This is a genomic window from Bradyrhizobium sp. 141 (genome assembly GCF_023074055.1).
Taxonomy (GTDB): Bacteria; Pseudomonadota; Alphaproteobacteria; order Rhizobiales; family Xanthobacteraceae; genus Bradyrhizobium.
On the sequence record NZ_JADPKR010000115.1, the window covers coordinates 57,356 to 82,433 of the forward strand.

Here is a 25,078-nt window from a genome sequence, read left to right on the forward strand (position 1 = left end):
GGATCTGCGCCATGACTATCATCCAGATCGTCTGCGCGGTAGTCGTTCCCTTGCTCTGGGGCTATCAGTTCGTCGCCATCAAGGTCGGCGTGACGGAGTTTCCGCCCCTTTTCTTCCTCGCTCTGCGCTTCCTGGCCATTGCGCTGCTGCTGGTCCCGTTCGTCGCGAGGCCTACGCCTCGACAACTGGGCCCGATCGCAGCGATTTCCCTGTTCCTTGGCGGTCTGAATTTTGGGCTGTTCTATGTTGGTCTTGGCCTGGGCTCGGGAAGCATGTCGGCCGTGGCCTATCAACTCGCGACGCCCTTCACTGTCCTGCTGGCCTGGCCGCTGCTCGCGGAGAAGCCGTCTCTCGTCACGTCAGCCGGCGTGGTGTTGGCCTTCGCTGGCGTGGTCGTGTTGGCAGCCGGGCCTGGTATTTCGGGGAACGCGCTTCCGCTGCTGCTCGTGGTCGGCGCCGCTTTCGCGTTCGCCGTCTCCAATGTCCTGACCAAGCTCTACGGCCCTTTTGACCCCCTGATGCTGATGGGCTGGTCGTCGCTGCTGACGGTGCCGCAGGTCATGGTGATGTCGTTGCTGCTCGAATACGGACAACTGACGAGCCTCGTCACGGCCGACGGACGGGGCTGGCTGGCGCTCGCCTACACGATCTTCATCGGCGGAATTGTCGGATTCAGCCTCTGGTTCTGGTTGATTTCCCATTGTTCGATGGGCCGTGTCGCACCCTTCGGCCTGCTGCTGCCGGTGTTTGCGTTGATGTCGAGCGTGCTGTTCCTGGGCGAACGCATGACGCCAAAGCTGATCGTCGGCGGGCTGCTCGCGATCTCCGGCGTCGCCATCACGCAAGTCAAACCGCGCGTCGCGGCGCGGCTTTAGCGCGGCAGCGCCGTCGCACCCGAGGCGGGCAGCCGTCTCTACGGACGCTCGCGGCATCGGCAGTCGCAATCGCCAGTCGCGACGCCATCACCGTGCTGAAGTTCATCTTTCCGCATTGAGCCCGATGTGAGGCCGGCTGTGCTCACATTGCCGCCTTGAGGGCAGCAAAGCCGCGATCGAGATCGGCCTTGAGATCGTCGACGCTTTCGAGACCGATATGCAGCCGCAGGGTAGGGCCGCCCGGCGCCCATTTGGTCGCGGTGCGATAGGCGTCGCAGTCGAAGGGAATCGCAAGGCTCTCGAAGCCGCCCCAGGAAAAACCCATGCCGAACAGCTTGAGCGTGTTGAGCATGGTGTCGACCGCCTTCTGCGGCGCCGGCTTCAGCACGATGCTGAACAGGCCGGATGCGCCGGTGAAGTCGCGCTTCCAGATCGCATGGCCCGGATCGGTCTCGAGCCCCGGATGCAGCACGCGCGCGACCTCGGGTCGGCCAGCCAGCCAGCGCGCCATGTCGAGCCCGGAGCGATGATGCTGCGCCAGCCGCACCGACAGCGTGCGCAGGCCGCGCAGCGCGAGGAAGACGTCGTCGGGACCGGCGCAGACGCCGAGCAGGCGGATGCCCTCGGCGACCATCGGCCAGGCCTTGGCGTTGGCCGAGATGGTGCCGAACATGATGTCGGAATGACCGCCGATGTATTTGGTGGCGGCCTGCATGCTGATGTCGACGCCCTGATCAAGCGAGCGGTGATAGAGCGGGGTTGCCCAGGTGTTGTCGTCGATGACGAGCGCATCGCGCGCATGCGCGACCTCGGCGATCGCGCGGATGTCGGGCATCTCGAACGATTGCGAGCCCGGCGCCTCCACCAGGACCGCGCGGGTGTTTTGCTTGAACAGCTTGTCGATGCCCGCGCCGATCATCGGGTCGAAATAGGCGGTCTCGATGCCATAGCGCGCGAGCATGCCGTTGCAGAAATTGCGCGAGGGCCGATAGACGTTGTCGCAGACCAGGAGATGGTCCCCGGTCTTCAGCACCGAGAGCAGGGTGGTGGAGATCGCCGACAGGCCCGACGGCACGATGCCGACGCCGGCGCATTGCGGCCCCTCCAGCGCCATCAGCGTCTCCTGGAACGCCTTGGTGGTGGGGGAACCGTGGCGGCCATAGGTGAACTCGCCGCGATGGGCGTGCAGGTCCTCGGCGGTCGGGTAGAGCACGGTCGAGCCGTGAAAGACCGGCGGATTGACGAACCCCTTCTGCGCCTTGGTGTCGCGGCCGGAGGTGACCAGCCGGGTCTCGGCGTGCTGCTCTTGGGGGGGCGAGGAATCCATGCGTCTGCTTTCAAAACCGCGTTTCCGCCCGGCACGTTGTGCCCCGCGGGCCGGCCGAAGGCCGCCGTCGTTAATAACAGAACACAGAAGAGTCCCGTCAACCCCTTGACCCCGCACGCCAGCCGCCCTCCAATGCGCAGGTGCTATTCAGTCGCCGCATGTTGAGGGGCAGCCGCGACCTTCGATCCATCGTCTGACCGGACCTTGCGCCACAGCCACAAAGGCGGGCGCCTGCGGCGGGGATTAGGTTATGGCCTCTCGGGATGGGCGAGTGTTCGGCAAGGTTTCCAGCATGACTCTTGCAGGGCTGGTCTTGATACGCTTGGCCCCGGCAGGGATGATCCTGAGACAACGTTCATTGAGACGACTTTGAAAGGCCCAAAGCCCATGAAACGCGTAACCCTGGCTCTCACCCTTGCTCTCGCCGCCGGCCTCTCCGCCCAAGCCGCCGACGCGCAAACGCTCAAGACCATCAAGGATCGGGGCATGTTGTCCTGCGGCGTCAGCCAGGGCCTGCCGGGATTCTCCTCGCCCGACGACAAGGGCAACTGGACCGGCCTCGACGTCGATGTTTGCCGGGCGATCGCCGGGGCAATCTTCAACGATGCGACCAAGGTCAAATACGTGCCGCTGTCCGCCAAGGACCGCTTCACCGCGCTGCAATCCGGTGAGATCGACGTGCTCTCGCGCAACACCACCTGGACCATCTCGCGTGATACCTCGCTCGGCGCCAACTTCACCGGCGTGACCTATTATGACGGGCAGGGCTTCATGGTGAAGAAGTCGCTCAAGGTGAATTCGGCGCTCGAGCTCAACAGCGCCTCGGTCTGCGTGCAGACCGGCACTACCACCGAGCAGAATCTCGCCGACTACTTCAAGGCCAACAACATGAAGTATGAGGTGATCGCGTTCGGCACCAACGACGAAACCGTCAAGGCCTATGAAGCCGGGCGCTGCGACGTCTTCACCACCGACCAGTCGGGCCTCTACGCCAATCGCCTGAAGCTCGCCAATCCCAACGACCACATGGTGCTACCCGAGATCATCTCTAAGGAGCCGCTCGGCCCGATGGTGCGCCACGGCGACGACCAGTGGTTCGACATCGTCAAGTGGACGCTGTTCGCGATGATCACCGCCGAAGAGCTTGGCGTGACCTCGAAGAACGTCGACGAGAAAGCGAAGCTGGAAAATCCCGAGTTGAAGCGCGTTCTCGGCACCGACGGCAATTTCGGCGAACAGCTCGGCCTGACCAAGGACTGGGTGGTGCGGGTCGTGAAGGCGGTCGGCAATTACGGCGAAGTGTTCGATCGCAATGTCGGCGCGGGCTCACCGCTCGCCATCAACCGCGGTCTCAACAATCTCTGGAACAAGGGCGGTCTCCAGTACGCGCCGCCGATCCGCTGATCGCCTCTGACCCGCTGGCAGCGGCATGAGCACCGAGGCCCGAAAACCGCCGCCCCAGATCGCGCTGAAGATCCGGCGCTTTCTGGGCGGCAAGGCAGGCTGGAACGGCGTCGCCGTCCAGTTTGCCTTCGCGGCGATCCTGGGCTGGATCGGCTACGAGATCGTCTCTAACGCCCGCGCCAACCTCGAGAACCAGCACATCGCCGCCGGCTTCGGCTTCCTGCGCAACAATGCCGGCTTCGACGTCAACCAGACCTTGATCCCCTACACCGGCTCGGACACGTTCCTGCGCGTGTTCGTGGTCGGTCTCCTCAACACGCTCGTGGTCTCGGTGGTGGGCATCGTCTTCGCCACGTTGATCGGCTTCATCGTCGCGCTGTGCCGGCTGTCGCCCAATTGGCTGTTGTCCCGCGTCGGCGAGATCTATGTCGAGATCATCCGCAACCTGCCGCTGCTGTTCCAGATCCTGTTCTGGTACCTCGCGGTGCTCGCGGCCTTGCCCAATCCGCGGCAGAGCATTTCGCTGTTTGGCATTGCCTTCATCAGCAATCGCGGACTCGTCATTCCCAGTCCGGTCGGCCAGAGCGGCCTCGAGCCGTTCCTGGCGATGCTGGCGCTCGGCATCGTCGCGGCACTGGTCTTGCGCTTCTATGCCCGGCGCGCGCTGTTTCAGGAAGGGCGGATGATCCGGATCTGGCCCTATGTGCTGGGTCTGCTGTTCGGGCTGCCGCTCGCCGCGATGCTGGTGTTCGGTCGGCCATTCAGCTTCGAGCTGCCGCAGCTGAAGGGTTTCAATTTCGCCGGCGGCTCGCGCATCATTCCGGAGTTCGTGGCGCTGACGCTGGCGCTGTCGACCTATACCGCCGCCTTCATCGCCGAGATCGTGCGCGCCGGCATCCTGTCCGTCCACAAGGGACAGATGGAGGCGGGGTCCTCGCTCGGCCTCAGCCGCGGCACCACGCTCCGGCTGATTGTCGTGCCGCAGGCCATGCGCGTCATCGTGCCGCCGCTGACCAACCAATACCTCAATCTCACCAAGAACTCGTCGCTGGCGGTCGCGATCGGCTATCCTGACCTCGTCTCCGTGTTCGCCGGCACGTCGCTGAGCCAGACCGGGCAGGCGATCGAGATCATCGCCATGACCATGGGCATCTATCTCCTGATCTCGCTCCTCACCAGCGCCGTCATGAGCGTCTATGGTTGGCGCGTCAGCCGGAGTCTGGGCGCATGAGCGATATCGCCTCGAACAGCTTCGTCCGCCAGGACCTCCTCACCGAGCGTCCGGCGCCGGTGAAGACCACGGGCTTTGTCGGGCTGATGCGGACGCGCCTGTTCAACTCGCCGACCAACATCCTGCTCACGATCGTTGGTGCCTTGCTGCTGTGGTTCACCATCATTCCCTCCGTCAGGTTCCTGATGGTGGATGCGGTGTGGAGCGGCAAGGACCGCACTGCTTGCCTCACCGAGAACGCCGGCTTTGCGGTCGGCGCCTGCTGGCCCTACATCCAGGCCAAGCTGCCGCAACTGATCTACGGGTTCTATCCCGAGGCCGAGCGCTGGCGTGTCAATCTCACATTCGTCCTAGCCGTGGTCCTGCTGGTGCCGATGCTCGTTCCCCGGCTGCCGGCGAAGGGGCTGAATGCCAGCCTGTTCTTCCTCGCCTTTCCGGTGGTCGCCTTCTTCCTGCTGCACGGCGGCGGCATCAAGGGCTTTGGCCTGAGCTGGACGGCTGACCTGCTGCAGCTGTTCGACGACAGCATCGTCAATGCCGGACAGGCTCTACTCACTCTCAGCAAGACCTCGACCGTCGCCCCGCTCTTCTGGATTGTCGGCAATTTCATCGTGCTGGTCGGCACGGCGATCTATTGGCTGATCTTTCCGCTGACCTGGCTGCGTGACCAACTCCTGGGAACGGGCCAATCGGTCTGGACCGATTTCGCCATCACGGCTGCGATCGTCTCCCTGATCGCCTTCGTTCTCGGCGGCGGCGTTCGCACCGGCGGGCGGGCTCTGGCGTCGAGCGTCGCCACCTTCATTGCCATCGCCATCGTCATCAAGCTGATGGGGCTCGATCACGGCGGATTGCCCGTTGTGACAACAAATCTGTGGGGCGGCCTTCTGGTGACGCTGGTGGTCTCCGTCACCGGCATCGTCACCTCTCTGCCGATCGGCATCGCGCTGGCGCTCGGGCGCCGCTCCACAATTCCGCTGATCCGGATATTCTCGATCGCCTTCATCGAGTTCTGGCGCGGCGTCCCGCTGATCACCGTGCTGTTCTTCGCCACCTACATGCTGCCGCTGTTCCTGCCCGGCAATTTCACCGTCGACGGTCTCGTTCGTGCGCTGATCGGCATTGCGCTGTTCACGGGCGCCTACCAGGCCGAGAACGTCCGCGGCGGGCTCGCCGCGATCCCGCGCGGGCAGGGCGAGGCGGCCGCAGCCTTGGGCCTGTCCTGGTGGAAGACGACCTCGCTGATCGTGCTGCCGCAGGCGCTGCGTCACGTCATTCCGAACCTCGTCAACAGCTTCATCTCGCTGTTCAAGGACACCTCGCTGGTCTCGATCGTGGCCCTGTTCGATCTGTTAGGCTCGCTGCGGGCGTCGTTCTCGGATCCGAAATGGTCGACGCCTTCGACCGCGTTCACGGGCTTCGCCTTCGCCGGGATCATCTACTTCATCTTCTGCTTTGGAATGTCGCGCTATTCGCTGTTCGTCGAGCATCGTCTCAATGCCCACCGCCGCAACTGATCGAGCTCATCATGGCTGACCCCATCGTCAAGATTTCCGGCCTCAACAAATGGTACGGCGACTTTCACGTGCTGCGCGACATCGACCTTGCGGTCGAGAAGGGCGAGCGCATCGTGATCTGCGGGCCCTCGGGCTCCGGCAAGTCGACCTTGATCCGCTGCATCAACGCGCTCGAGGAATTCCAGGAGGGCGAGATCGTCGTCGACGGCATCGAGCTCGGGCCCAACCTCAAGCATATCGACGCGGTGCGCCGCGAAGTCGGCATGGTGTTCCAGAGCTTCAATCTGTTCCCGCACCTGACCGTGCTGGACAATTGCACGCTGGCGCCGATCTGGGTGCGCAACATCCCGAAGAAGGACGCCGAGGAGGCCGCGATGAAGTTCCTGGAGCGGGTCAAGATCCCGCATCAGGCCAACAAGTTTCCGGGGCAGATGTCCGGCGGCCAGCAGCAGCGCGTCGCGATCGCGCGGGCCCTGACGATGAACCCGAAGGTCATGCTGTTCGACGAGCCCACCTCTGCGCTCGACCCCGAGATGGTCAAGGAGGTGCTGGACACCATGGTGGACCTTGCCGAGGAGGGCATGACCATGCTGGTCGTCACCCACGAAATGGGCTTTGCCCGCGAGGTCGCCAACCGCGTGGTGTTCATGGACGCCGGCCAGATCATCGAGGCCAACACCCCGAACGAGTTCTTTGCGGCGCCTCAGCACGCCCGCACAAAGCTGTTCCTGAGCCAGATCCTGCGGTGACCACCTGCAATCCGGTGGTCTCGCTGGTCTAACCGACCCGCCAGCTTGGCACCATCCGAATCAGCTTTGCATCTTTTCGGCCATCCTCCGGAGAGAGACCTTGCAAAGCAGTGTCGGCGCGCGCGCATACCAGAATGCGCGATTGGCAAAGAAGTTGAGGAAGCAGGCGGACGCCGTCTTGTCCTTCGCGGTCGAGGCACTTGGGCAGGGCAGATTTGCGGAAGCCGAGACGCTCTGCCGCGAGATACTGAAAGAGGTTCCGGATCATTTCCACGCCACGCACCTGCTCGGGCTGCGCGCGTATGAGGGCGGGCGGCTCGAGGAAGCGCAACAACTGTTCGAGCGCGCGATTGCGCTTGATCCGCGCTCGCCCGATGCCCATGGCAATCTCGGGGCCGTGTATTTCGATCTCCAGAAATTTCAGGACGCCCGCGCGTGCCAGGAGAAGGCCATTGCGCTGAAGCCGAGTTGTCCGATCACCCTGACCAATCTCGGCAATACGCTGCTGAACATTGGCCTCGGCGAGCAGGCGATCGGACTGCACGAACGCGCCATACGGCTTCGGCCGGACTATGCCGATGCGTTCTGCAATCGTGGCATGGCGGAGCTGATGATCGGCCAGTGCGAGCGCGCCAAGGAGAGTTTCGATCGAGCCCTCTTGTTTCAGCCGCGGCATGCGGAAGCGCTCGCCGGCAAGGGCATGGTATGCATCGAGCTCCGGCACTACGCAGAGGCGGAAGCCGCCCTCGCAGCAGGCCTCGCGATCAAGCCGGGTTCACCGAGGATCCTGGCGCAGCGCGGACGGCTGAACTTCGATCTGTACCGGCTGGAGCAGGCGGCAGCGGACTTCGATGCGGCGCTGGTGCAATCGCCGCGGCTCGAGCTTGCGCTGCGTGGGAAGGCGCAAGTCAATCTTCTGGTGGGGAACACGACGCAAGCGATCGCCGCCGTCAAGACCCTGCTCGAGGACAATCCGCGGTCCGATTACGCAATCGTGCTTCTCGGCGCCTGCTATGCGAACCAGGGAGACGTCGCGACGGCGCTCGAGCATCTCGACGCGGCGCTCGAGATCTCGCCGGATTATGCGGATGCCATCGCACGCAAGATCTTCATCCTGGATTATCTGCCCGAGGCCGATTTCGCGGTCCAGCAGGCGGCACGAAAATCCTGGTGGGATGCGATCGGCGCCAGATTGCCGCAAAGGAAGCTCGCGCCCCGGCAGTTCGATCCGGACAGGCGGATCGTGGTCGGATATGTCGCGTCGGAATTCAGGAACCACTCGGCAGCGTTCGCCTTGTTGCCGGTGCTGCGCCATCATGATCGCGCCCGGTTCGAGATCGTCTGCTATTCCTGCTGGCCGTTGCAGGATGAGATCACCGAGAGATTCAAGCCTCTCGCGGACGTCTGGGTCGGCGCCGCGGAGCTTTCGGACGACGAGCTGGCCGATCGTATCCAGGCCGACAAGATCGATATTCTGATCGACGTGTCGGGGCACACGACCGGCAACAGGCTCCCTGTCTTCGCCCGGAAGCCGGCCCCAGTCCAGGTCACGGGCTTCGGACATGCCACGGGGACGGGCCTTCAGACCATGGACTACGTGCTCGCGGATCCGATCTTCATTCCGGAATCTGCCCGCCATCTGCTGGCCGAGAAGGTTCACGATCTGCCGTGCCTGATCACGATCGATCCGATCCTGGATGTGCCGCCTTCGGAGCTTCCCATGCTCCGGAACGGCCATGTGACCTTCGGCGTCTTCAACCGCATCTACAAGATCTCGGATGAGGCAATCCGGGTGTGGTCGAAAGTGATGCGCGAGGTGGCGGGATCGAAGATCATCATCAAGCACGGGCTACTCGACGATCCCTTGCTGCGCGACGGCCTGGTCGCGCGGTTCGTGGCCCAGGGCATTGCCGAAGAGAATATCACCTGTCTCGGCTCGACCTCGCGCCACGAACATCTGCTGGCCTTTGCGAAAGTCGACATCTCTCTCGACACGTTCCCGCAAAATGGCGGCATCAGCACCTGGGAATCCCTCTATGCGGGCGTTCCGGTCGTCGCCAAGCTCGGCAAGGGCGCCTCGTCGCGCGCTGGCGGATCCATCGTGGCGGCCGTCGGCCTCGACGACTGGGTCGCCGAGAATGACGATGGCTATACCTCGATCGCATGCAAATATGCGGCGCAACCCGCTCACCTGGCGAAGTTGCGGGCGGATCTGCCGGCACGGATCGCAGCCTCTCCCGCCGGCAACGTCGAACGTTACACCCGTGAGGTCGAAGCGGCCTATCGCCGGTTCTGGCACGATCATTGTGCCGCCGCGTCGGAACGCGGCGAGGTGGTGGAGGCGGGGCAGGCGCCCCGGGAAATCCCGGGGGCGATGGCGGTCCGGTGACCGGCCGGCCAGGGCTGCGAATCAGTTAGACTCTGCGTAGGGCATCCTCCGGAGAGACACCTTGCAGAGCAGCGGCGGCGGCGCGCGCGCATTCCAGAACGCGCGATTGCAGAAGAAGTTGATGAAGCAGGCCGACGCCGTCATCGCCGCTGCGGCGAACGCCTATGGCCAGGGTCGATATGCCGAGACCGAGGCGCTGTGCCGTGAAATCCTGAAAGCCCTTCCGGATCATGTCGACGCCATGCACCTGCTCGGCATGTGCGCCCATGACGGCCGGCGCCTTGAGGAGGCGCAGCAGCTGCTCGAGCGCGTGATTGCGCTCGATCCGCGCCTGCACGATGCCCATAACAACCTCGCGACCGTGCATTTCGACCTCGGCAATTACCAGGAAGCGCGGCGGTGCCAGGAGAGGGCGATCGCGCTGAAGCCGAACTTCGCGGTCGCACTGACCAACCTCGGCAACACGCTGATGCACCTGGGGCTGTACGGGCAGGCGATCGAGCTGCACGAGCGCGCCATCAAGTTGAAGCCGGACTACGCCGATGCGTTCTGCAATCGCGGCATGATCGAGATATTGCTTGGACAGGTCGAGCGCGCCAAGGAAAGTTTCGATCGCGCCCTGCTGTTCCAGCCGCGCCACGCGGAGGCCATCGTCGGCAGCGGCATGGTCAGCCTGGAGCTCCGGCACCACGAAGAAGCCGCAGCCAAGTTTGCCATGGCGCTGGCGATCAAGCCCGGCGCGCCCAGGATCCTGGCCCAGCGGGGACGGCTCAGTTACGAGCTGCAGCGCCTGGAACCGGCGCTTGCGGATTTCGAAGCGGCGCTTGCGGTTTCGCCCAAGCTCGAACTCGCCCTGCGAGGGAAGGCACAGGTCTGCCTCGTCATGGGAAAGACCGCGCCGGCGATTGCGGCCGCCACCGCCTTGATCGAACAAAATCCGCGCTCGGAAATCGGATTGGCGCTGATGGGCTTCGCTTTTTCAACCCAGGGAGAGATGGACACCGCGATCGAATATCTCGATCGCGCGCTGGCGGTCCGGCCGGACTACGGGGATGCGATCAGGGGAAAGATCTTCTTGCAGGATTACCGCCCCGAGGCCGATTTCGCGGTTCAGCAGGCGGTACGAAAATCCTGGTGGGATGCGATCGGCTCCAAGCTGCCGCAACGAACGTTGCCGAAGCGGCCGCTCGATCCGGAAAAGCGGATTGTGGTCGGCTATGTCGCGGCCGAATTCCGGCAGCACTCGGCGGGACTCACACTCCTGCCGGTACTGCGCCATCATGATCACGCCAAGTTTGAAATCATCTGCTACTATTCCTGGCCCGGAGCGGACGAGTACACCGCCAAGTTCAAGGAACTGGCGGATGTCTGGGTTGATGCCTGGGGGCTTTCGGACGACGAACTCGCCGATCGCATCCAGGCCGACAATGTCGACATCCTGATCGACGTTTCGGGCCATACGACCGGCAACCGACTGCAGTGTTTCGCGCGGAAGCCGGCTCCGATCCAGGCCACCGGCTTCGGACACGCGACGGGCACGGGCATGCCGACCATGGACTATGTGCTCGCCGACCCCATTTTCATTCCACCGTCGGTCCGGCATTTGTTTCCCGAAAAGATCCACGATCTGCCATGCCTGATTACGATGGAGCCCGTCACCAATCTGCAGCCTTCCGAGCTGCCGATGCTCCGCAACGGCTACGTCACCTTCGGCGTGTTCAACCGCATCTACAAGCTCTCGGACGATGCGATCCGTGTGTGGTCGCGCATCATGCGGGAGGTGCCGGGATCGAAGATCATTCTCAAGCACGGATTGCTCGATGATCAGCTGCTGCGCGATAGCCTGGTCGCACGCTTCATCGCGCAGGGCATTGCGGAGGAGGACATCACGTGCCTCGGCACCACCTCGCGCGACGACCACCTGATGGCCTTTGACAAGATCGATATTTCCCTCGACACGTTCCCGCAAAATGGCGGCATCAGCACCTGGGAATCCCTCTACAAGGGCGTTCCCGTCGTCGCCAAGCTCGGCATCGGAGCCTCCTCGCGTGCCGGCGCCTCCATCGTGGCCGCCGTCGGCCTCGGCGACTGGGTCGCCGAGGATGACGATGGCTATGTCGAGATCGCCCGCAAGTTTGCCTCGCAGCCAGAGCATCTGACGAAGTTGCGCGCGGGTTTGCCGGCTCAGATCGCATCCTCGCCCGCCGGCAATGTCGAGATCTACACGCGCGAGCTCGAAGCGGGCTACCGCCAGTTCTGGCGCGACTATTGTGCTGCCACCGCGGAACCCGGCGAGGTCGCGTAGGCGGGGCAGGCGCACCAAGCGATGGCTCGGCCATATCCTGCGGTGATCCCCGGAATATCCCGGGGGGACCTTCCGGTCCTGCCGAACGGCCGGCTTGGCGCGCGAATCAGTTAGACTCTCCACGGGCCATTTTCGGAGAGACACCTTGCAGAGCAGCGCCGGCGCGCGCGCATTCCAGAATGCGCGATTGCAGAAGAAAATGAAGAAGCAGGCGGACGCCATCATCTCCGCCGCGGCGAGCGCCTATGGCCAGGGCAGATATGCGGAGAGCGAGGCGCTCTGCCGCCAGATCGTGCAAGCCGTTCCGGATCATTTCGACGCCACGCACCTGCTCGGCCTGAGCGTGCAACAGGGCGCGCGCCTGGAGGAGGCGCAACAACTGCTCGAGCGCGCGATCGCGATCGATCCGCGTTCGCACGAGGCCTACAACAATCTTGCCGCCGTGCACTTCGCGCTTCAGAAATTTGAGGCCGCCCGCGCGTGTCAGGAGAAGGCGATCGCGCTGAAGCCGAACTTTCCGCCGGCCCTGACCGGCCTCGGCAATACCTTGCTCCAGATGAACCTGCCCGAGCAGGCTATCGAGCTGTACGATCGCGCGATCAAGCTGAAGCCCGACTATGCCGATGCGCTCTGCAATCGTGGCCTGGCCGAGCTGGCGCTGGGCCAGTTCGACCGGGCCAGGCAGAATTTCGAGCGCGCTCTGTTATTTCAGCCGCGTCACGCCGAAGCGCTCGTCGGCAAAGGCGTGGTCAGCATCGAGCTCAAGCATTACGATGAGGCGGAAGCCGCGCTCGCAGCGGCGCTCGCGCTCAGGCCCGGTTCGGCGAAGGTCCTCGCGCACCGCGGCCGGCTCAATTTTGCGCTGTCGCGGCCGGAACGAGCGGCCGCGGATTTTGACGCAGCACTTGCGCTTTCGCCCAAGCTCGAAGTGGCCTTGCGGGGGAAGGCGGAAGTCTCGCTGAGCATGGGCAATACCGCGCAGGCGATCCTGGCCTGCACGGCGTTGCTCGAAGAAAATCCCCGCTCGGCGATCGCGCTCGCGCTGCTGAGTTCCTGTTTTGCAAACCAGGGAGAGATCGCAGCCGCTATCGAACATCTCGACGCCGCCTTGGCGATCGCGCCGGACGAGCCGGACCTGATCGCGCGGAAAATCTACTTTCTGGACTTTCTCTCCGACGCGGACTTCGCGGTCCAGCAGGCGGCGCGCAAGTCCTGGTGGGATGCGATCGGCGCCAGATTGCCGCAAAGGAAGCTCGAGCCCCGGCAGTTCGATCCCGACAGGCGGATCGTGGTCGGTTACGTATCCGCAGAGTTCTGGTACCACTCGGCGGCGTTCGGTCTGTTACCGGTGCTGCGCCATCATGATCGGGCCAAATTCGAGATCGTCTGCTATTCGTGCTCGCCGACGCGAGACGAGATGACCGCCAAGTTCAAGTCGTTGGCGGACGTCTGGGTCGACGCCTCGCAACTTTCGGACGACGAGCTGGCCGATCGTATCCAGGCCGACAAGGTCGATATCCTGATCGACGTGTCCGGGCATACCACCGGCAACAGGCTCCCCGTATTCGCCCGCAAGCCGGCTCCGATCCAGGTCACGGGTTTTGGACACGCCACGGGGACCGGCCTGGAGACCATGGATTACGTGCTCGCGGATCCGATCTTCATTCCGGAATCGGCCCGCCATCTGCTGGCCGAAAAAGTTCATGATCTGCCGTGCCTGATCACGATCGATCCCATCCTGGATATGCCCGCTTCGGAGCTTCCCATGCTCCGCAACGGCCATGTGACCTTCGGCGTCTTCAATCGCATCTCCAAAATCTCGGATGAGGCCATCCGGGTGTGGGCGAAGGTGATGCGCGAGGTGACCGGATCGAAAATCATCATCAAGCATACCCTGCTTGATGATCCGCTGGTGCGGGACGGCCTTCTCGCACGTTTCGTGGCGCAGGGCGTCGCCGAGGAGAACATCACCTGCCTCGGCTCGACCCCGCGCGCTGAGCATCTGCGGGCCTTTGCGAACGTCGATATTTCGCTCGATACTTTCCCGCAAAACGGCGGCGTCAGCACCTGGGAATCCCTCTATGGAGGCGTTCCGGTCGTCGCCAAGCTCGGCCACGGCGCCTCGTCGCGCGCCGGCGGCTCCATCGTGGCTGCCGTCGGTCTCAATGACTGGGTCGCCGAGGATGACGATGGCTATGCCGCGATCGCGTGCAAATACGCGGTGCAGCCCGAGCATCTGGCAAAGTTGCGTGCAGAGCTGCCGGCCCGGATCGCAGCCTCGCCCGCCGGCAATGTCGAGATCTACACGCGCAGGGTCGAGGAGGGTTATCGCCGGTTCTGGCGCGACCATTGTGCCGCAGCCCCGGAACGCGGCGAGGGCGCGTAAACCGGCCTGACCGCGCGGACCCTGTGGACGCGCCTCCTCGACCTGAGGAGGCCTGTGACGATCAGACGAACGGTGGCTTGATGTTGCTGCGCTTCTCCAGCCACTCCGGCACCGGCAGGTTCTTGGCGCGCATGAAATCCGCGTTGAACAGCTTCGACTGATAGCGGCTGCCGGAATCGCACAGCACGGTGACGATCGTCTTGCCGGGCCCGAGCTGTTTTGCGAGGCGCATCGCGCCCACGATGTTGATGCCGGTCGAGCCGCCGAGGCACAGGCCCTCGTGCTGGAGCAGCTCATAGATGGCGCTGACAGCTTCGGCATCGGGAATGAGATAGGCGTCGTCGACCTTCGCGGTCTCGACGATCGCGGTCGCGCGGTTGAGGCCGATGCCTTCGGTGATCGAGCCGCCGGGCGTTGCCTTGGCATCGCCCGTCCTGAAATATTCGTACATGCCGGCGCCGTGCGGATCAGCGCAGGCGATCCGCACGTTCTTGTTCTTCTCCTTCAGATAGCGGCTGATGCCGGCGAGCGTGCCGCCGCTGCCGACCGAGCAGACGAAGCCTTCGACCTTGCCGCCGGTCTGCTCCCAGATCTCAGGCCCCGTGGATTCGTAATGCGCCTTGGCATTGTCGAGGTTGTTCCACTGGTCTGCGAACAGCACGCCGTTCTGCTCGGTCTTGCGCAGCTCGTCCGCAAGCCGCCGGCCGACGTGTTGATAATTGTTGGGGTTGGCATAGGGCAGGGCCGGCACCTCGATCAGCTCTGCGCCGCACAGCTTCAGAAAGTCCTTCTTTTCCTGGCTCTGCGTTTCCGGGATCACGATCAGGGTGCGGTAGCCGCGCGCGCTGGCGACGACCGCCAGGCCAATGCCGGTATTGCCGGCAGTCGCTTCCACCACGAGACCGCCGGGCTTGAGCTCGCCGCGCTTCTCTGCCTCCAAGATCATCCATTTGCCGGCGCGGTCCTTGACCGACTGGCCCGGGTTCATGAACTCGGCCTTCCCGAGAATGGTGCAGCCGGTCAGTTCCGAGGCGCGCTTCAGCTTGATCAGCGGGGTGTTGCCGATGGCTTCGACAACGTCGTTTCGAATGGTCATGTCAGGAAAATCGCTACCAAGGGGGTTGATCTGGCTGGCCAGAACCTAGTGCTTGGGAGGGCAAAGGGGAAGGCTTTTGCGCTGCGGCGAAACCGGCTGAAACGCCTGTCCACACAGGGACATTCTCGAGCGGCGCGACCGGCGATGATGCGCTTGGCTGCGCGGCGGGATATCACTAGGAGGAAATGGACTGAACTCCGTTAATGCACGGAAGATGATGGTCGTCACCAGCCGCGTCACGACCGCTTTTTTTCAAGAGCGAGTCGGGACGACACGTGGATGGTGAGGGCGCGACCGCCCCACGGGGCGCAGCGCGGCCAGATCGAAAAGCCCCGATGTCGGTGTGGCAGCAATATCACATGAAATCTTGGTAAGCTTATTCACGTTTCCCATCGTTTCAAAATGAGAGAAATATCTGCAAGACAAGCACCTTTCGCATTTTCATCGATCCGCTTCCGGCGCGTTGGCCCATCCATCTCGCAACTGCGGGACTGTCCCGCAGTTCAGCACCCGGCTAGTATCGACGTCCAGGTTCCGCAGAAAGCATCGCCGCTGTGAACGAGTTGTCCAAAGCCCCCCGATCGTCCCGCCGCGAATCGGTTAATCCGGTTGCGCGGCGGCTTGATCTGCCCGGCGGGGGGTGGATGTGACACAGGATGTTCCAGCGATCGCCATGCGGCGGTCCGAAGGTTCTGCATCCCGGACGCGGCGTGCGGCGCGCTGGCTTGCGGTGTTGTGCCTCGCTGCCGGCTCGGGCGCGTGCGTGCTGACCCAGGACCTTCCCGATCCCGCGCTCGACGTTCCCACGCAGTACAAATACGCGGGCAAGGGCGATGCGCCGCCGTCATTGGATTGGTGGCGTGGCTTCCGCTCCGCGGAGCTGACGCAGCTGATGGAAGAGGCGCAGACCGTCAACCTCGACATCGCCGCCGCCGTGTCGCGCATCGTCCAGGCTGACGCCCAGGCGCGGCAGGCGGGCGCGGCGCTGCTGCCGAGCGTATCGACCGGCGGATCGGAAACCTATTCTCGGACCTCGGGCGCAAGCTCCTCGGGTCTGTCCATCGGCGGCCGCGAAGTCGTCAACTATTCGGCCTCACTGAGCGCGAGCTATCAGCTCGACTTCTGGGGCCAGAACCGCGACGCGCTGCAGACGGCCGAGGAGACCGCCAGCGCCAACCGCTTCGATCGCGACACCGTCGCGCTGACGACGCTGGCGGCCGTCGCCAACGCCTATTTCCAGGTGCTGGCCTCGCAGGACCGCATCAGGACGTCACAGCGCAACATCGCGAGCGCGCAGCGCATCCTCGACGCCGTCAGGGAACGGCGCAAGGCCGGCACCGGCACCGATCTCGACGTCGCCCAGCAGGAGAGCGTGCTTGCCAACCAGAAGGCCTTGGTGCCGCCGCTGCGCCAGACGCTGGACCAGAACGTCAACGCGCTCGCCGTGCTGGTCTCGCGCCCGCCGGAGAGCGTGCGCGTGCTTGGCGGCTCCCTGGACCGGGTCGCGATCCCGCGCGTGACGCCCGGCCTGCCGTCGGACCTGCTGACGCAGCGACCCGACATTCGCCGGCAGGAAGCGCAGCTCGCCTCGGCGACCGCGAACATCGGCAACGCCCGCGCGCAGTTCTTTCCGACCATCCAGCTCACCGGCAATGGCGGCTATCAGAGCTCGGCGCTGGTCTCGCTGTTCCAGCCGCATGCGGCCTTCTTCCAGCTCGTCGGTAGCGCCACGCAGCCGATCTTCGACGGCGGCAAGATCCTCGGCAATTTCGAATTTGCCAAGGCGCGGCAGGACGAGCTGCTCCAGACCTACCGCAAGACCATCGTCCAGGCCTTTGCCGACGTCGACAATGCGCTGTTCTCGATCAAGCAGACCACGATCAAGCTGCAATTGCAGCGCGACGTCGTTGTCGCCTCGCGCCGCGCCTTCGATCTGTCCGAGCAGCAATTGCGCGCCGGCACCGCCGACATCGTGACCGTGCTCAACACTCAACTGACCCTGTTCCAGGCGGAAGACGCGCTGTCACAGGCGCAACTGGCCCGCTTGCTCGCCATCGTCAGCCTGTATCAAGCCCTCGGCGGCGGCTGGGAGCCGCGAATGGAGAAACCGGTCAATGCTCTTTAAGCCGGATACGAAGCAGGGCGCGGAAGAGGGGACGGCGAAAAAATCGCGCGGCCGCGGCTTCGTCATGACCTTGATCACGCTCGCCATCCTCGGCGGGCTCGGTTATCTCGGCTGGATCGCCACGCATCAGCAACAGGCCAACAACCGCAACCAGCGGCCCGATCTGCCGGTGCCCGTGTTGGCGGCGAGCCCGCGGGTCCAGGACGTTCCGGTCTATCTCGACGGCGTCGGCGCGATCCGCGCACTCAACACCGTGACCGTGCGCTCGCAGGTCGACGGCAAGCTGATCGCGGTCAATTTCACCGAGGGACAGGACGTCAAGAAGGGCGACGTGCTCGGCGAGATCGATCCGGCGATCTACCAGGCGCAATACGACCAGGCGGTCGCCAAGAAGGCGCAGGATCAGGCCCAGCTCGCCAACCAGCGCATCGACCTGACGCGCTACGAGCAGCTAGCTGCCTCCAATGCCGGCTCCAAGCAGCAGGCGGATACCCAGCGTGCGCTGGTCGCGCAGACCGAGGCGCTGGTCAAGGCCGATCAGGCTGCGATCGACAACGCGGCGGCGACGCTGAGCTACACCAAGATCGTGGCGCCGCTCTCGGGGCGCGCCGGCCTGCGCCAGGTCGACCAGGGCAACATCATCCACGCCTCCGACACCACGGGTCTCGTGGTGATCACGCAGCTGCAGCCGATCGCGGTGTGGTTCAGCCTGCCGCAACAGCAGATCATGCGCGTCAACGCCGCCGCGGCGAAAGGCGCGCTCGCGGTCGACGTGTTCGGCAATGACGGCATCACCGTGATCGACACCGGCAAGCTCACCGGCATCGACAATCAGGTCGACCAGACCACCGGCACGCTCAAGCTCAAGGCGGAATTCCCCAACGCCAGCTACCAGCTCTGGCCGGGCCAGTTCGTCAACGTCCGTCTGAAGGTCGAGACGTTGACGCAGGCGCTGGTGGTGCCGACATCGGCCGTGCAGCGCGGTCCGATCGGGACCTTCAGCTATGTCATCAGCGAGGACAACGTCGTCTCGGCCAAGCCCGTGACGGTGACCCAGCAGAACGAGCATGACGCCGTGATCGCAAGCGGCCTGTCGGCAAACGACAAGGTCGTCACAACGGGCTTTGCCAATCTGTCCGACGGGTCCAAGGTGATCATCGGCCGCGACGACCAGACCCCGTCGGCTGATCTCGCCCCGCGCAAGCGCTCGCGCGGGCCTGACGCTCAGAAGAAGGATGGTGCCAAGGAAGGGCAGAAGGACGGACAAGGCAAGGACGGCGAGTTCCGCGCCAAGCGGAAGAGCAGCGAAGGCGACCAGAAGGGACAGACCGGGCCGGCTCCGGGGCCGGGGGCATCGGGATCTGGAGCCAAGCAGCCATGATCCCGACAACAGCCGCCTGAGCGGCAGGCAGATCCCATGGGTGTTTCCGAACCCTTCATCCGACGGCCGATCGCAACTTCGCTGCTCGGCATCGCGCTGCTGATCGGCGGGCTGCTCGGCTATTTCGCGCTGCCGGTCTCGGCGCTGCCGCAGGTCGATTTCCCGACCGTGCAGGTGACGACGCAGCTTCCCGGCGCGAGCCCCGATGTGATCGCCTCGCTGATCACCGCGCCGCTGGAGCGGCAGCTCGGACAGATCCCGTCGCTATCGGCGATGAACTCGACCAGCTCGTTCGGCGTCAGCCAGATCTCGCTCCAGTTCGATCTCAACCGCGACATCGACGGCGCGACCCAGGACGTACAGGCTGCGATCAACGCCGCGGCCGGCGTGCTGCCCAAGACGCTGCCTTATCCCCCGACTTACGCCAAGGTGAATCCGGCGGACGCGCCGGTGATGACGCTGGCGCTGCGCTCCGACACCATCTCGCTGCGCGCCATGAGCGACATCGCCGACACGCTTCTGGCGCAACGGCTAAGCCAGATCTCCGGCGTCGGGCGCGTCTCCGTGCTCGGCGGGCTGAAGCCGGCCGTGCGTATCCAGGCCGATTTGGCACGGCTCGCCGCCTACGGCATCGCCATGGAAGATCTGCGCACCGCAATCGCCAACGCCAATGTCTCGGGGCCGAAAGGCTCGCTCGACGGCGCGCAGCAATCCTACATCATCGCGGCCAACGACCAGATCGCCGCGGCCGACGCCTACAAGCCCGTCATCATCGCCTACCGCAACGGTTCGCCCGTCACCATCGCCGACGTCGCACAGATCGTCGATGGCCTTGAGAATGACCGCACCGGCGGCTGGTACCAGGGCACGCCGGCCGTCATCATCGACATCCAGCGCCAGCCCGGCGCCAACGTGATCGACGTCGTCAGCCAGATCCGCGCGGAAATCCCCAAGGTGCAGCGTGCGATCCCGGCCGGCGTCAACCTCACCATCGTCTCCGACCGCACCGTCACCATTCGCGCCTCGGTCCACGACGTGCAGTTCACGCTGATCCTCAGCGTCGTGCTGGTGACGCTGGTGGTGCTGTTGTTCCTGCGCTCGCTGCGGGCCACCCTGATCGCCGGCGTCGCGCTGCCGCTGTCGCTGATCACGAGCTTCGGCATCATGTATTTTGCCGGCTTCAGCCTCGACAATCTGTCGCTGATGGCGCTCACGATCGGCACCGGCTTCGTCGTCGACGACGCCATCGTCATGATCGAGAACATCGTCCGCCACATGGAGAACGGCGACGGCCCGATGGAGGCCTCGCTGAAGGGGGCCAGCGAGATCGGCTTCACCGTGATCTCGCTGACGGTTTCGCTGATCGCGGTGTTCATCCCGCTGCTGTTCATGTCCGGCCTCGTCGGACGCATGTTCCGCGAATTCGCGCTGACCTTGACGATCGCCGTCGTCACCTCGGCCGTGGTCTCGCTGACGCTGACGCCGATGATGTGCTCGCGGCTGCTCAAGCACGCCCATGAGGAGCTGGCGGTGCCGGGATTGGCCGCGATCAGCCGCTTCATCGACCGCACCGTCGAGGCCTATCATCGGACGCTGCTGTGGGTGCTGGAACGCCAGCGCGCCACGCTGGTCGTGACTTTCGCCACGCTGATTGCGACCCTCGTGCTTTACGTTGTCGCCCCCAAAGGCTTCCTGCCGCTGCAGGATACCGCCTCGATCACGGCGGTGACGGAAGCCGGGCCCGATGTGTCGTTCGCGGAGATGCAGAAGCGGCAGGGCGAGGCCGCCGACGCCATCAAGGCCGACCCTGATGTGACAGGTGTGGTCTCGGTCATTGGCGCAGGCTCGGTCAACCCAACCACCAATGTCGGGCGTCTTGTCATGACGCTCAAACCTCGTGGCGAGCGGCGTGACGATGTGAGCGTGGTGATCACCCGGCTGAAGGAGAGGGTGGCCAGCATCCCCGGCATGACCGTCTATTTCCAGCCAGTGCAGGACGTGCAGATCTCGACCCAGTCGAGCCGTTCGCAATACCAGTATACGCTGACCGGCACCGATGCGACGCTGGTGTCGGAATGGGCGCGCAAGCTGGTCACGGAGATGCGGCGCGATCCCTTGTTCCGCGACGTCTCCTCCGAGGCGCAGGAGGGCGGTCTGCGGGCGCAGCTCGACGTCGATCGCACCCGCGCCGGCCAGCTCGGCGTGAGCCTGCAAGGAATCACCGATACGCTCAACGACGCCTTCGCGCAGCGGCAGATCTCGACCATCTACGGCCAGGCCAACCAGTACCGCGTCGTGCTGGAGGCGCTGCCGATGTATCAGCGCGATCCCTCGATCCTGTCGAAGCTCTATCTGCCGGGCGCCGCGAGCAGCACCGCCGGCGCGCCCAACGCCCAGGTGCCGCTGTCGGCGGTGGCGACGCTGAAGCGCACCACGGCGCCGCTGGCGATCTCGCACCAGGCGCAGTTCCCCTCGGTGTCGCTCAGCTTCAACCTCGCGCCGGGCGCCGCGCTCGGCGATGCCGTCGACGCCGTGAAGACGATCGAGACCCGGATCGGCATGCCCAACAGCATCGTCGGCGTCTATGCCGGTGATGCCGCCGAATTCGCCAAGGCGCTTGCCGGCCAGCCCTGGCTGCTGCTCGCCGCCGTGATCACGATCTACATCGTCCTCGGCGTTCTCTATGAAAGTTACATCCACCCGATCACGATCCTGTCGACGCTGCCTTCGGCCGGCGTCGGGGCGATCCTGGCGCTGGTGCTGTGCGGGCAGGACCTGTCGGTGATCGGTCTGATCGGCATCATCCTGCTCATGGGCATCGTCAAGAAGAACGCGATCATGATGATCGACTTCGCGCTCGAGGCCGAGCGCGGGAAGGGGATGTCGCCGAACGAGGCGATCGTGCAGGCCTGCCTGTTGCGCTTCCGCCCGATCATGATGACGACCCTGGCGGCGCTGTTCGGCGCGCTGCCGCTGGCGATCGAGAGCGGCACCGGCGCCGAGCTGCGTTTCCCCCTCGGCATCTCCATCATCGGCGGCCTGCTGCTCAGCCAGCTGCTGACACTCTACACGACGCCCGTGATCTATCTCGCGCTCGACCGCATCAACCGCCGCCTCGAGCAGGCGCTGCCGCCGGCCGAATCCGGCGGCCCGCCGGTCGCGGGCGCGACCGAGGGGATGCAGTGATGGCATCGATCTCGGAGCCCTTCATCCGCCGCCCGGTCGCGACCACGCTGCTGTCGATCGGGTTGTTCCTGCTGGGTGTGGTCGCCTACCAGTTCCTTCCCGTCGCCTCGGTCCCGAACGTCGACTTCCCCGCCATCTTCGTCTCGGCCAGCCGGCCCGGCGCCGACCCGGCCGTGATGGCGGCGACGGTGGCCTCGCCATTGGAGCGGCGGCTCGGCGAGATATCAGGCATCAACCAGATCACCTCGACCTCGACGCTCGGCTCGACCAGCATCCAGCTCCAGTTCGACATCGGCCGCAACATCGACAAGGCCGCGCGCGACGTGCAGGCGGCGATCAACGCCGCGATGGTCGACCTGCCGAGCGACCTGCCGACGCTGCCGCGCTTCCGCAAGGCCAACACGGCCGGCGCGCCCGTCTTCGTGCTGGCGCTGACCTCCAAGACGATCTCTTCAGCCGCAATCTACGACGTCGCCGACAGCGTGCTGGCGCAACGCATCTCGCAAGTGCCGGGGGTCGGCAATGTGATGATCTCCGGCGCCGACCAGCCGGCCGTGCGGGTCCAGCTCAACCCCGTCGCGCTGTCGAACGCCGGCATCGCCACCGACGACGTCAGGACTGCGATCATCAATGCCAATCCGCTCGGTCCCGTCGGCATCTTCAACGGCGAGCGGCAGAGCGAGACGCTGTCGCTGAACAAGCAGATGCGCACCGCGAAAGAGTTTCGCGACATCGTCATCAAGAGCTCCAACGGCAATTTCGTGCGGCTCTCCGACGTCGCCGACATCGAGGATTCCGTCCGCAACGCCCGTTCGATCGCCTGGTTCAACAAGCAGCCGGCGGTGCTGATCCAGATCGTCAAGCAGGGCGATGCCAACGTCATCGACACCGTCGACAGGGTGAAGGCGCTGATCCCCGAGCTGAAGCAGTGGATTCCGGCTGGCGTCGAGATTTCGACCCTGGTCGACCGCACCGGCACGATCCGCGCCAGCGTGCTCGACATGCAATGGACATTGCTGGCGACCGCGATCCTGGTGATGGTCGTGGTGTTCGTGTTCCTGCGCAGGCTGACGCCGACGATCGCGGCCGGCATCTCGGTGCCACTGGCGCTGGCCGGCACCTGCGCCGGCATGTGGGTCGCGGGCTTCTCGATCGACAATCTCTCGCTGATGGCGCTCGCGATCTCCGTCGGCTTCGTGGTCGACGACGCCATCGTCATGATCGAGAACATGTATCGCAACCTCGAGCACGGCATGCGGCCGTTCCGGGCGGCGCAGGAGGGCGCCAAGCAGATCGGCTTCACCGTGGTCTCGATCAGCCTGTCGCTGATCGCGGCGTTCACGCCACTGATCTTCATGGACGGCATCGTCGGCCGCCTCTTGCGCGAATTCTCGCTGACGCTGACCTTCGCTATCCTGGTTTCGACGCTGGTGTCGCTTACGGTCACACCGATGATCTGCGCCCATTACATCCGGCAGACCACGTCCGGCACGGCGACGCTGTTCGATCGCATCATCGAGGGCTCGCTGTCGCGCATCGTCGCCTTCTACACCCGAACCTTGCGCACCGTGCTGGAATTTCCGCTGGCGACGCTGCTGGTGTTCTTCGCCACCATCGGCCTCACCGTGACGCTCTACATCAAGGTCCCCAAAGGCTATTTCCCGACCGACGATTCCGGCTTCGTGATCGGGGCCACGCGCGCCTCGGCCGACATCTCGTTCCAGTCGATGCTCGGCCTCCAGCAGCGGCTCGCCGACATCGTGATGCAGGATCCGGCCGTCGCCGGCATCGGCTCGACCGTCGGCGCGGGCGGCGGGCCGGGGGGAGCGACCTCGAACCGCGGCATCATGTATATTAGCCTGAAGCCTCCGGAGGAACGCGACCACGTCTCGACGCAAGTCGTGATCGACCGTCTCAGGCGCGCGTTGTACCCCGTGCCCGGCATCCGCCTCTTCATGTTTGCCGCCCAGGACGTCCGTGCCGGCGGTCGGCAGAGCGATTCCGACTACCAGTACACACTGACCAGCACCGACCTCAGCCTGCTGCAGAAGTGGGCTCCGATCGTCGCCAAGCGCATGGAGAGCGTCGAGGGGATCACCGACATCTCCAGCGACCGCGACCCCGGCGGGCTTCAACTGACCTTGTCGATCGACCGCCAGAAGGCCTCGGCGCTCGGCGTCAGGGTTCAGGACATCGACAACGCGCTGAACAACGCTTTCTCGCAGCGGCAAATCTCGATCATCTACACCCAGCGCAACCAGTACATGACCGTGCTGGAGATCGATCCGAAATTCCAGGTCGACCCCTCCAACCTCGAGCGCATCTTCGTCGCGGGCGCGGGCGATGCGCAGGTGCCGCTGTCGGCCGTCGTGCACGCGACGCGCGGCCTCGCCGCGCTCGCGGTCTATCACTCGCAGTCATTCCCCTCGACCACGGTGTCGTTCAACCTGCTGCCGGACGTGCAGCTTCAGGCGGCAACGCAAAACATCCAGCGGGCGGTGGAAGAGCTGCACATGCCCGAGGGCATACGCGGCAGCTTCGACGGCAATGCGGCCGACTTCGCCAAGACCAGCGGCCGTCAGCCGCTTCTGATCCTCGGCGCGCTGGTGGCCATGTATATCGTGCTCGGGGTGCTCTATGAGAGCCTCGCCCATCCGCTCACGATCATCTCGACGCTGCCCTCGGCCGGGCTCGGCGCGCTGCTCGCCCTGCAGCTCACCAACACGCCGCTGACCGTGATCGCCTTCGTCGGCATCATCCTCTTGATCGGCATCGTCAAGAAGAACGGCATCATGATGGTCGATTTCGCGCTCGATGCCGAACGCCAGCGCGGCCTGTCCTCGGCGGAGGCGATCTTCGAGGCCTGCCAGGCGCGCTTCCGCCCGATCCTGATGACGACCATGGCGGCGCTGTTCGCCGGCATTCCGCTCGTGGTGGCGACCGGCCCCGGCACGGAGCTGCGTCGTCCGCTCGGCATCACCATCATCGGCGGCCTGTTCGTCTCGCAGATCCTGACGCTCTACACCACGCCGGTGATCTACCTGCTGATCGACCGCCTGCGGCGGCGGTCCGCGCCGCGCCCGCTGGCTGCGCCCGCGGAATAGGTT

At 64.7% G+C, this 25,078-nt stretch carries 14 protein-coding genes; 12 read left to right on the forward strand and 2 right to left on the reverse strand.

All coding sequences use genetic code 11. From position 1 onward, the window contains the following. Positions 1–11 precede the first annotated feature (11 nt). Positions 12–875, forward strand: coding sequence for an EamA family transporter (locus tag IVA81_RS38950; RefSeq protein WP_247328950.1), 864 nt, complete (start codon positions 12–14; stop codon positions 873–875). Positions 876–1,017: 142 nt separating this feature from the next. On the opposite strand, the gene metC is transcribed toward IVA81_RS38950, so the two are convergent. After that, a complete protein-coding gene (metC, locus tag IVA81_RS38955; RefSeq protein ID WP_247328953.1) occupies positions 1,018–2,202 on the reverse strand; it encodes a cystathionine beta-lyase in 1,185 nt (394 codons plus the stop codon). 387 nt (positions 2,203–2,589) lie between these two features. Here metC and IVA81_RS38960 point away from each other — a divergent pair, with 387 nt between their 5' ends. The 7 genes from IVA81_RS38960 (at position 2,590) to IVA81_RS38990 (ending at position 14,183) form a co-directional block, all read left to right on the forward strand. Next, positions 2,590–3,606, forward strand: coding sequence for an amino acid ABC transporter substrate-binding protein (locus IVA81_RS38960; RefSeq protein WP_247328956.1), 1,017 nt, complete (start codon positions 2,590–2,592; stop codon positions 3,604–3,606). A 25-nt stretch (positions 3,607–3,631) separates the two neighbouring features. Further along, a complete protein-coding gene (locus IVA81_RS38965) occupies positions 3,632–4,837 on the forward strand; it encodes an ABC transporter permease subunit (protein WP_247328958.1) in 1,206 nt (401 codons plus the stop codon). Beyond that, positions 4,834–6,354, forward strand: coding sequence for an amino acid ABC transporter permease (locus IVA81_RS38970; RefSeq protein WP_247328961.1), 1,521 nt, complete (start codon positions 4,834–4,836; stop codon positions 6,352–6,354). The genes IVA81_RS38965 and IVA81_RS38970 overlap by 4 nt, the downstream gene beginning before the upstream one ends. An 11-nt stretch (positions 6,355–6,365) precedes the next feature. Further along, entirely contained in the window at positions 6,366–7,103 is a 738-nt protein-coding gene (locus IVA81_RS38975) for an amino acid ABC transporter ATP-binding protein (RefSeq protein WP_249813040.1), read from the forward strand. Positions 7,104–7,203: 100 nt separating this feature from the next. Then, positions 7,204–9,492 carry a tetratricopeptide repeat protein gene (locus tag IVA81_RS38980; RefSeq protein ID WP_247328984.1) on the forward strand — a complete coding sequence of 763 codons (2,289 nt, stop codon included), beginning with the start codon at positions 7,204–7,206 and terminating at the stop codon, positions 9,490–9,492. A 61-nt stretch (positions 9,493–9,553) separates the two neighbouring features. Next, the gene (locus IVA81_RS38985; protein WP_247328987.1) at positions 9,554–11,797 is read left to right on the forward strand and encodes a tetratricopeptide repeat protein; all 2,244 of its coding nucleotides are present in this window, start codon (positions 9,554–9,556) and stop codon (positions 11,795–11,797) included. Between the two features lie 145 nt (positions 11,798–11,942). Beyond that, the gene (locus IVA81_RS38990; protein WP_247329009.1) at positions 11,943–14,183 is read left to right on the forward strand and encodes a tetratricopeptide repeat protein; all 2,241 of its coding nucleotides are present in this window, start codon (positions 11,943–11,945) and stop codon (positions 14,181–14,183) included. Positions 14,184–14,244: 61 nt separating this feature from the next. Here IVA81_RS38990 and IVA81_RS38995 read toward each other — a convergent pair whose 3' ends face one another. Beyond that, positions 14,245–15,279, reverse strand: coding sequence for a cysteine synthase A (locus tag IVA81_RS38995; protein ID WP_247329045.1), 1,035 nt, complete (start codon positions 15,277–15,279; stop codon positions 14,245–14,247). A 673-nt stretch (positions 15,280–15,952) separates the two neighbouring features. Here IVA81_RS38995 and IVA81_RS39000 point away from each other — a divergent pair. Genes IVA81_RS39000 through IVA81_RS39015 form a run of 4 tightly spaced genes read left to right on the forward strand, consistent with a single transcriptional unit; the run spans position 15,953 to position 25,075 of the window. After that, entirely contained in the window at positions 15,953–17,404 is a 1,452-nt protein-coding gene (locus IVA81_RS39000) for an efflux transporter outer membrane subunit (protein WP_247329048.1), read from the forward strand. Then, a complete protein-coding gene (locus IVA81_RS39005; RefSeq protein ID WP_247329051.1) occupies positions 17,394–18,785 on the forward strand; it encodes an efflux RND transporter periplasmic adaptor subunit in 1,392 nt (463 codons plus the stop codon). Before IVA81_RS39000 ends, IVA81_RS39005 begins: the two co-directional genes overlap by 11 nt. A gap of 36 nt (positions 18,786–18,821) precedes the next feature. Then, positions 18,822–21,971, forward strand: a complete 3,150-nt coding sequence (locus IVA81_RS39010) for an efflux RND transporter permease subunit (protein WP_247329070.1) — start codon at positions 18,822–18,824, stop codon at positions 21,969–21,971. Beyond that, the gene (locus IVA81_RS39015) at positions 21,971–25,075 is read left to right on the forward strand and encodes an efflux RND transporter permease subunit (RefSeq protein ID WP_247329073.1); all 3,105 of its coding nucleotides are present in this window, start codon (positions 21,971–21,973) and stop codon (positions 25,073–25,075) included. The genes IVA81_RS39010 and IVA81_RS39015 overlap by 1 nt, the downstream gene beginning before the upstream one ends. Positions 25,076–25,078: the final 3 nt, after the last annotated feature.

Bases quoted from the DNA above. Each gene is read 5' to 3' on its own strand.
- IVA81_RS39015 (WP_247329073.1), top strand. From the start codon at position 21,971: ATGGCATCGATCTCGGAGCCCTTCATCCGCCGCCCGGTCGCGACCACG.
- IVA81_RS38970 (WP_247328961.1), top strand. From the start codon at position 4,834: ATGAGCGATATCGCCTCGAACAGCTTCGTCCGCCAGGACCTCCTCACC.
- IVA81_RS38995 (WP_247329045.1), bottom strand. From the start codon at position 15,279: ATGACCATTCGAAACGACGTTGTCGAAGCCATCGGCAACACCCCGCTG.
- IVA81_RS39000 (WP_247329048.1), top strand. From the start codon at position 15,953: ATGCGGCGGTCCGAAGGTTCTGCATCCCGGACGCGGCGTGCGGCGCGC.
- IVA81_RS38975 (WP_249813040.1), top strand. From the start codon at position 6,366: ATGGCTGACCCCATCGTCAAGATTTCCGGCCTCAACAAATGGTACGGC.
- IVA81_RS39010 (WP_247329070.1), top strand. From the start codon at position 18,822: ATGGGTGTTTCCGAACCCTTCATCCGACGGCCGATCGCAACTTCGCTG.
- IVA81_RS39005 (WP_247329051.1), top strand. From the start codon at position 17,394: ATGCTCTTTAAGCCGGATACGAAGCAGGGCGCGGAAGAGGGGACGGCG.
- IVA81_RS38950 (WP_247328950.1), top strand. From the start codon at position 12: ATGACTATCATCCAGATCGTCTGCGCGGTAGTCGTTCCCTTGCTCTGG.
- IVA81_RS38965 (WP_247328958.1), top strand. From the start codon at position 3,632: ATGAGCACCGAGGCCCGAAAACCGCCGCCCCAGATCGCGCTGAAGATC.
- IVA81_RS38960 (WP_247328956.1), top strand. From the start codon at position 2,590: ATGAAACGCGTAACCCTGGCTCTCACCCTTGCTCTCGCCGCCGGCCTC.
- metC (WP_247328953.1), bottom strand. From the start codon at position 2,202: ATGGATTCCTCGCCCCCCCAAGAGCAGCACGCCGAGACCCGGCTGGTC.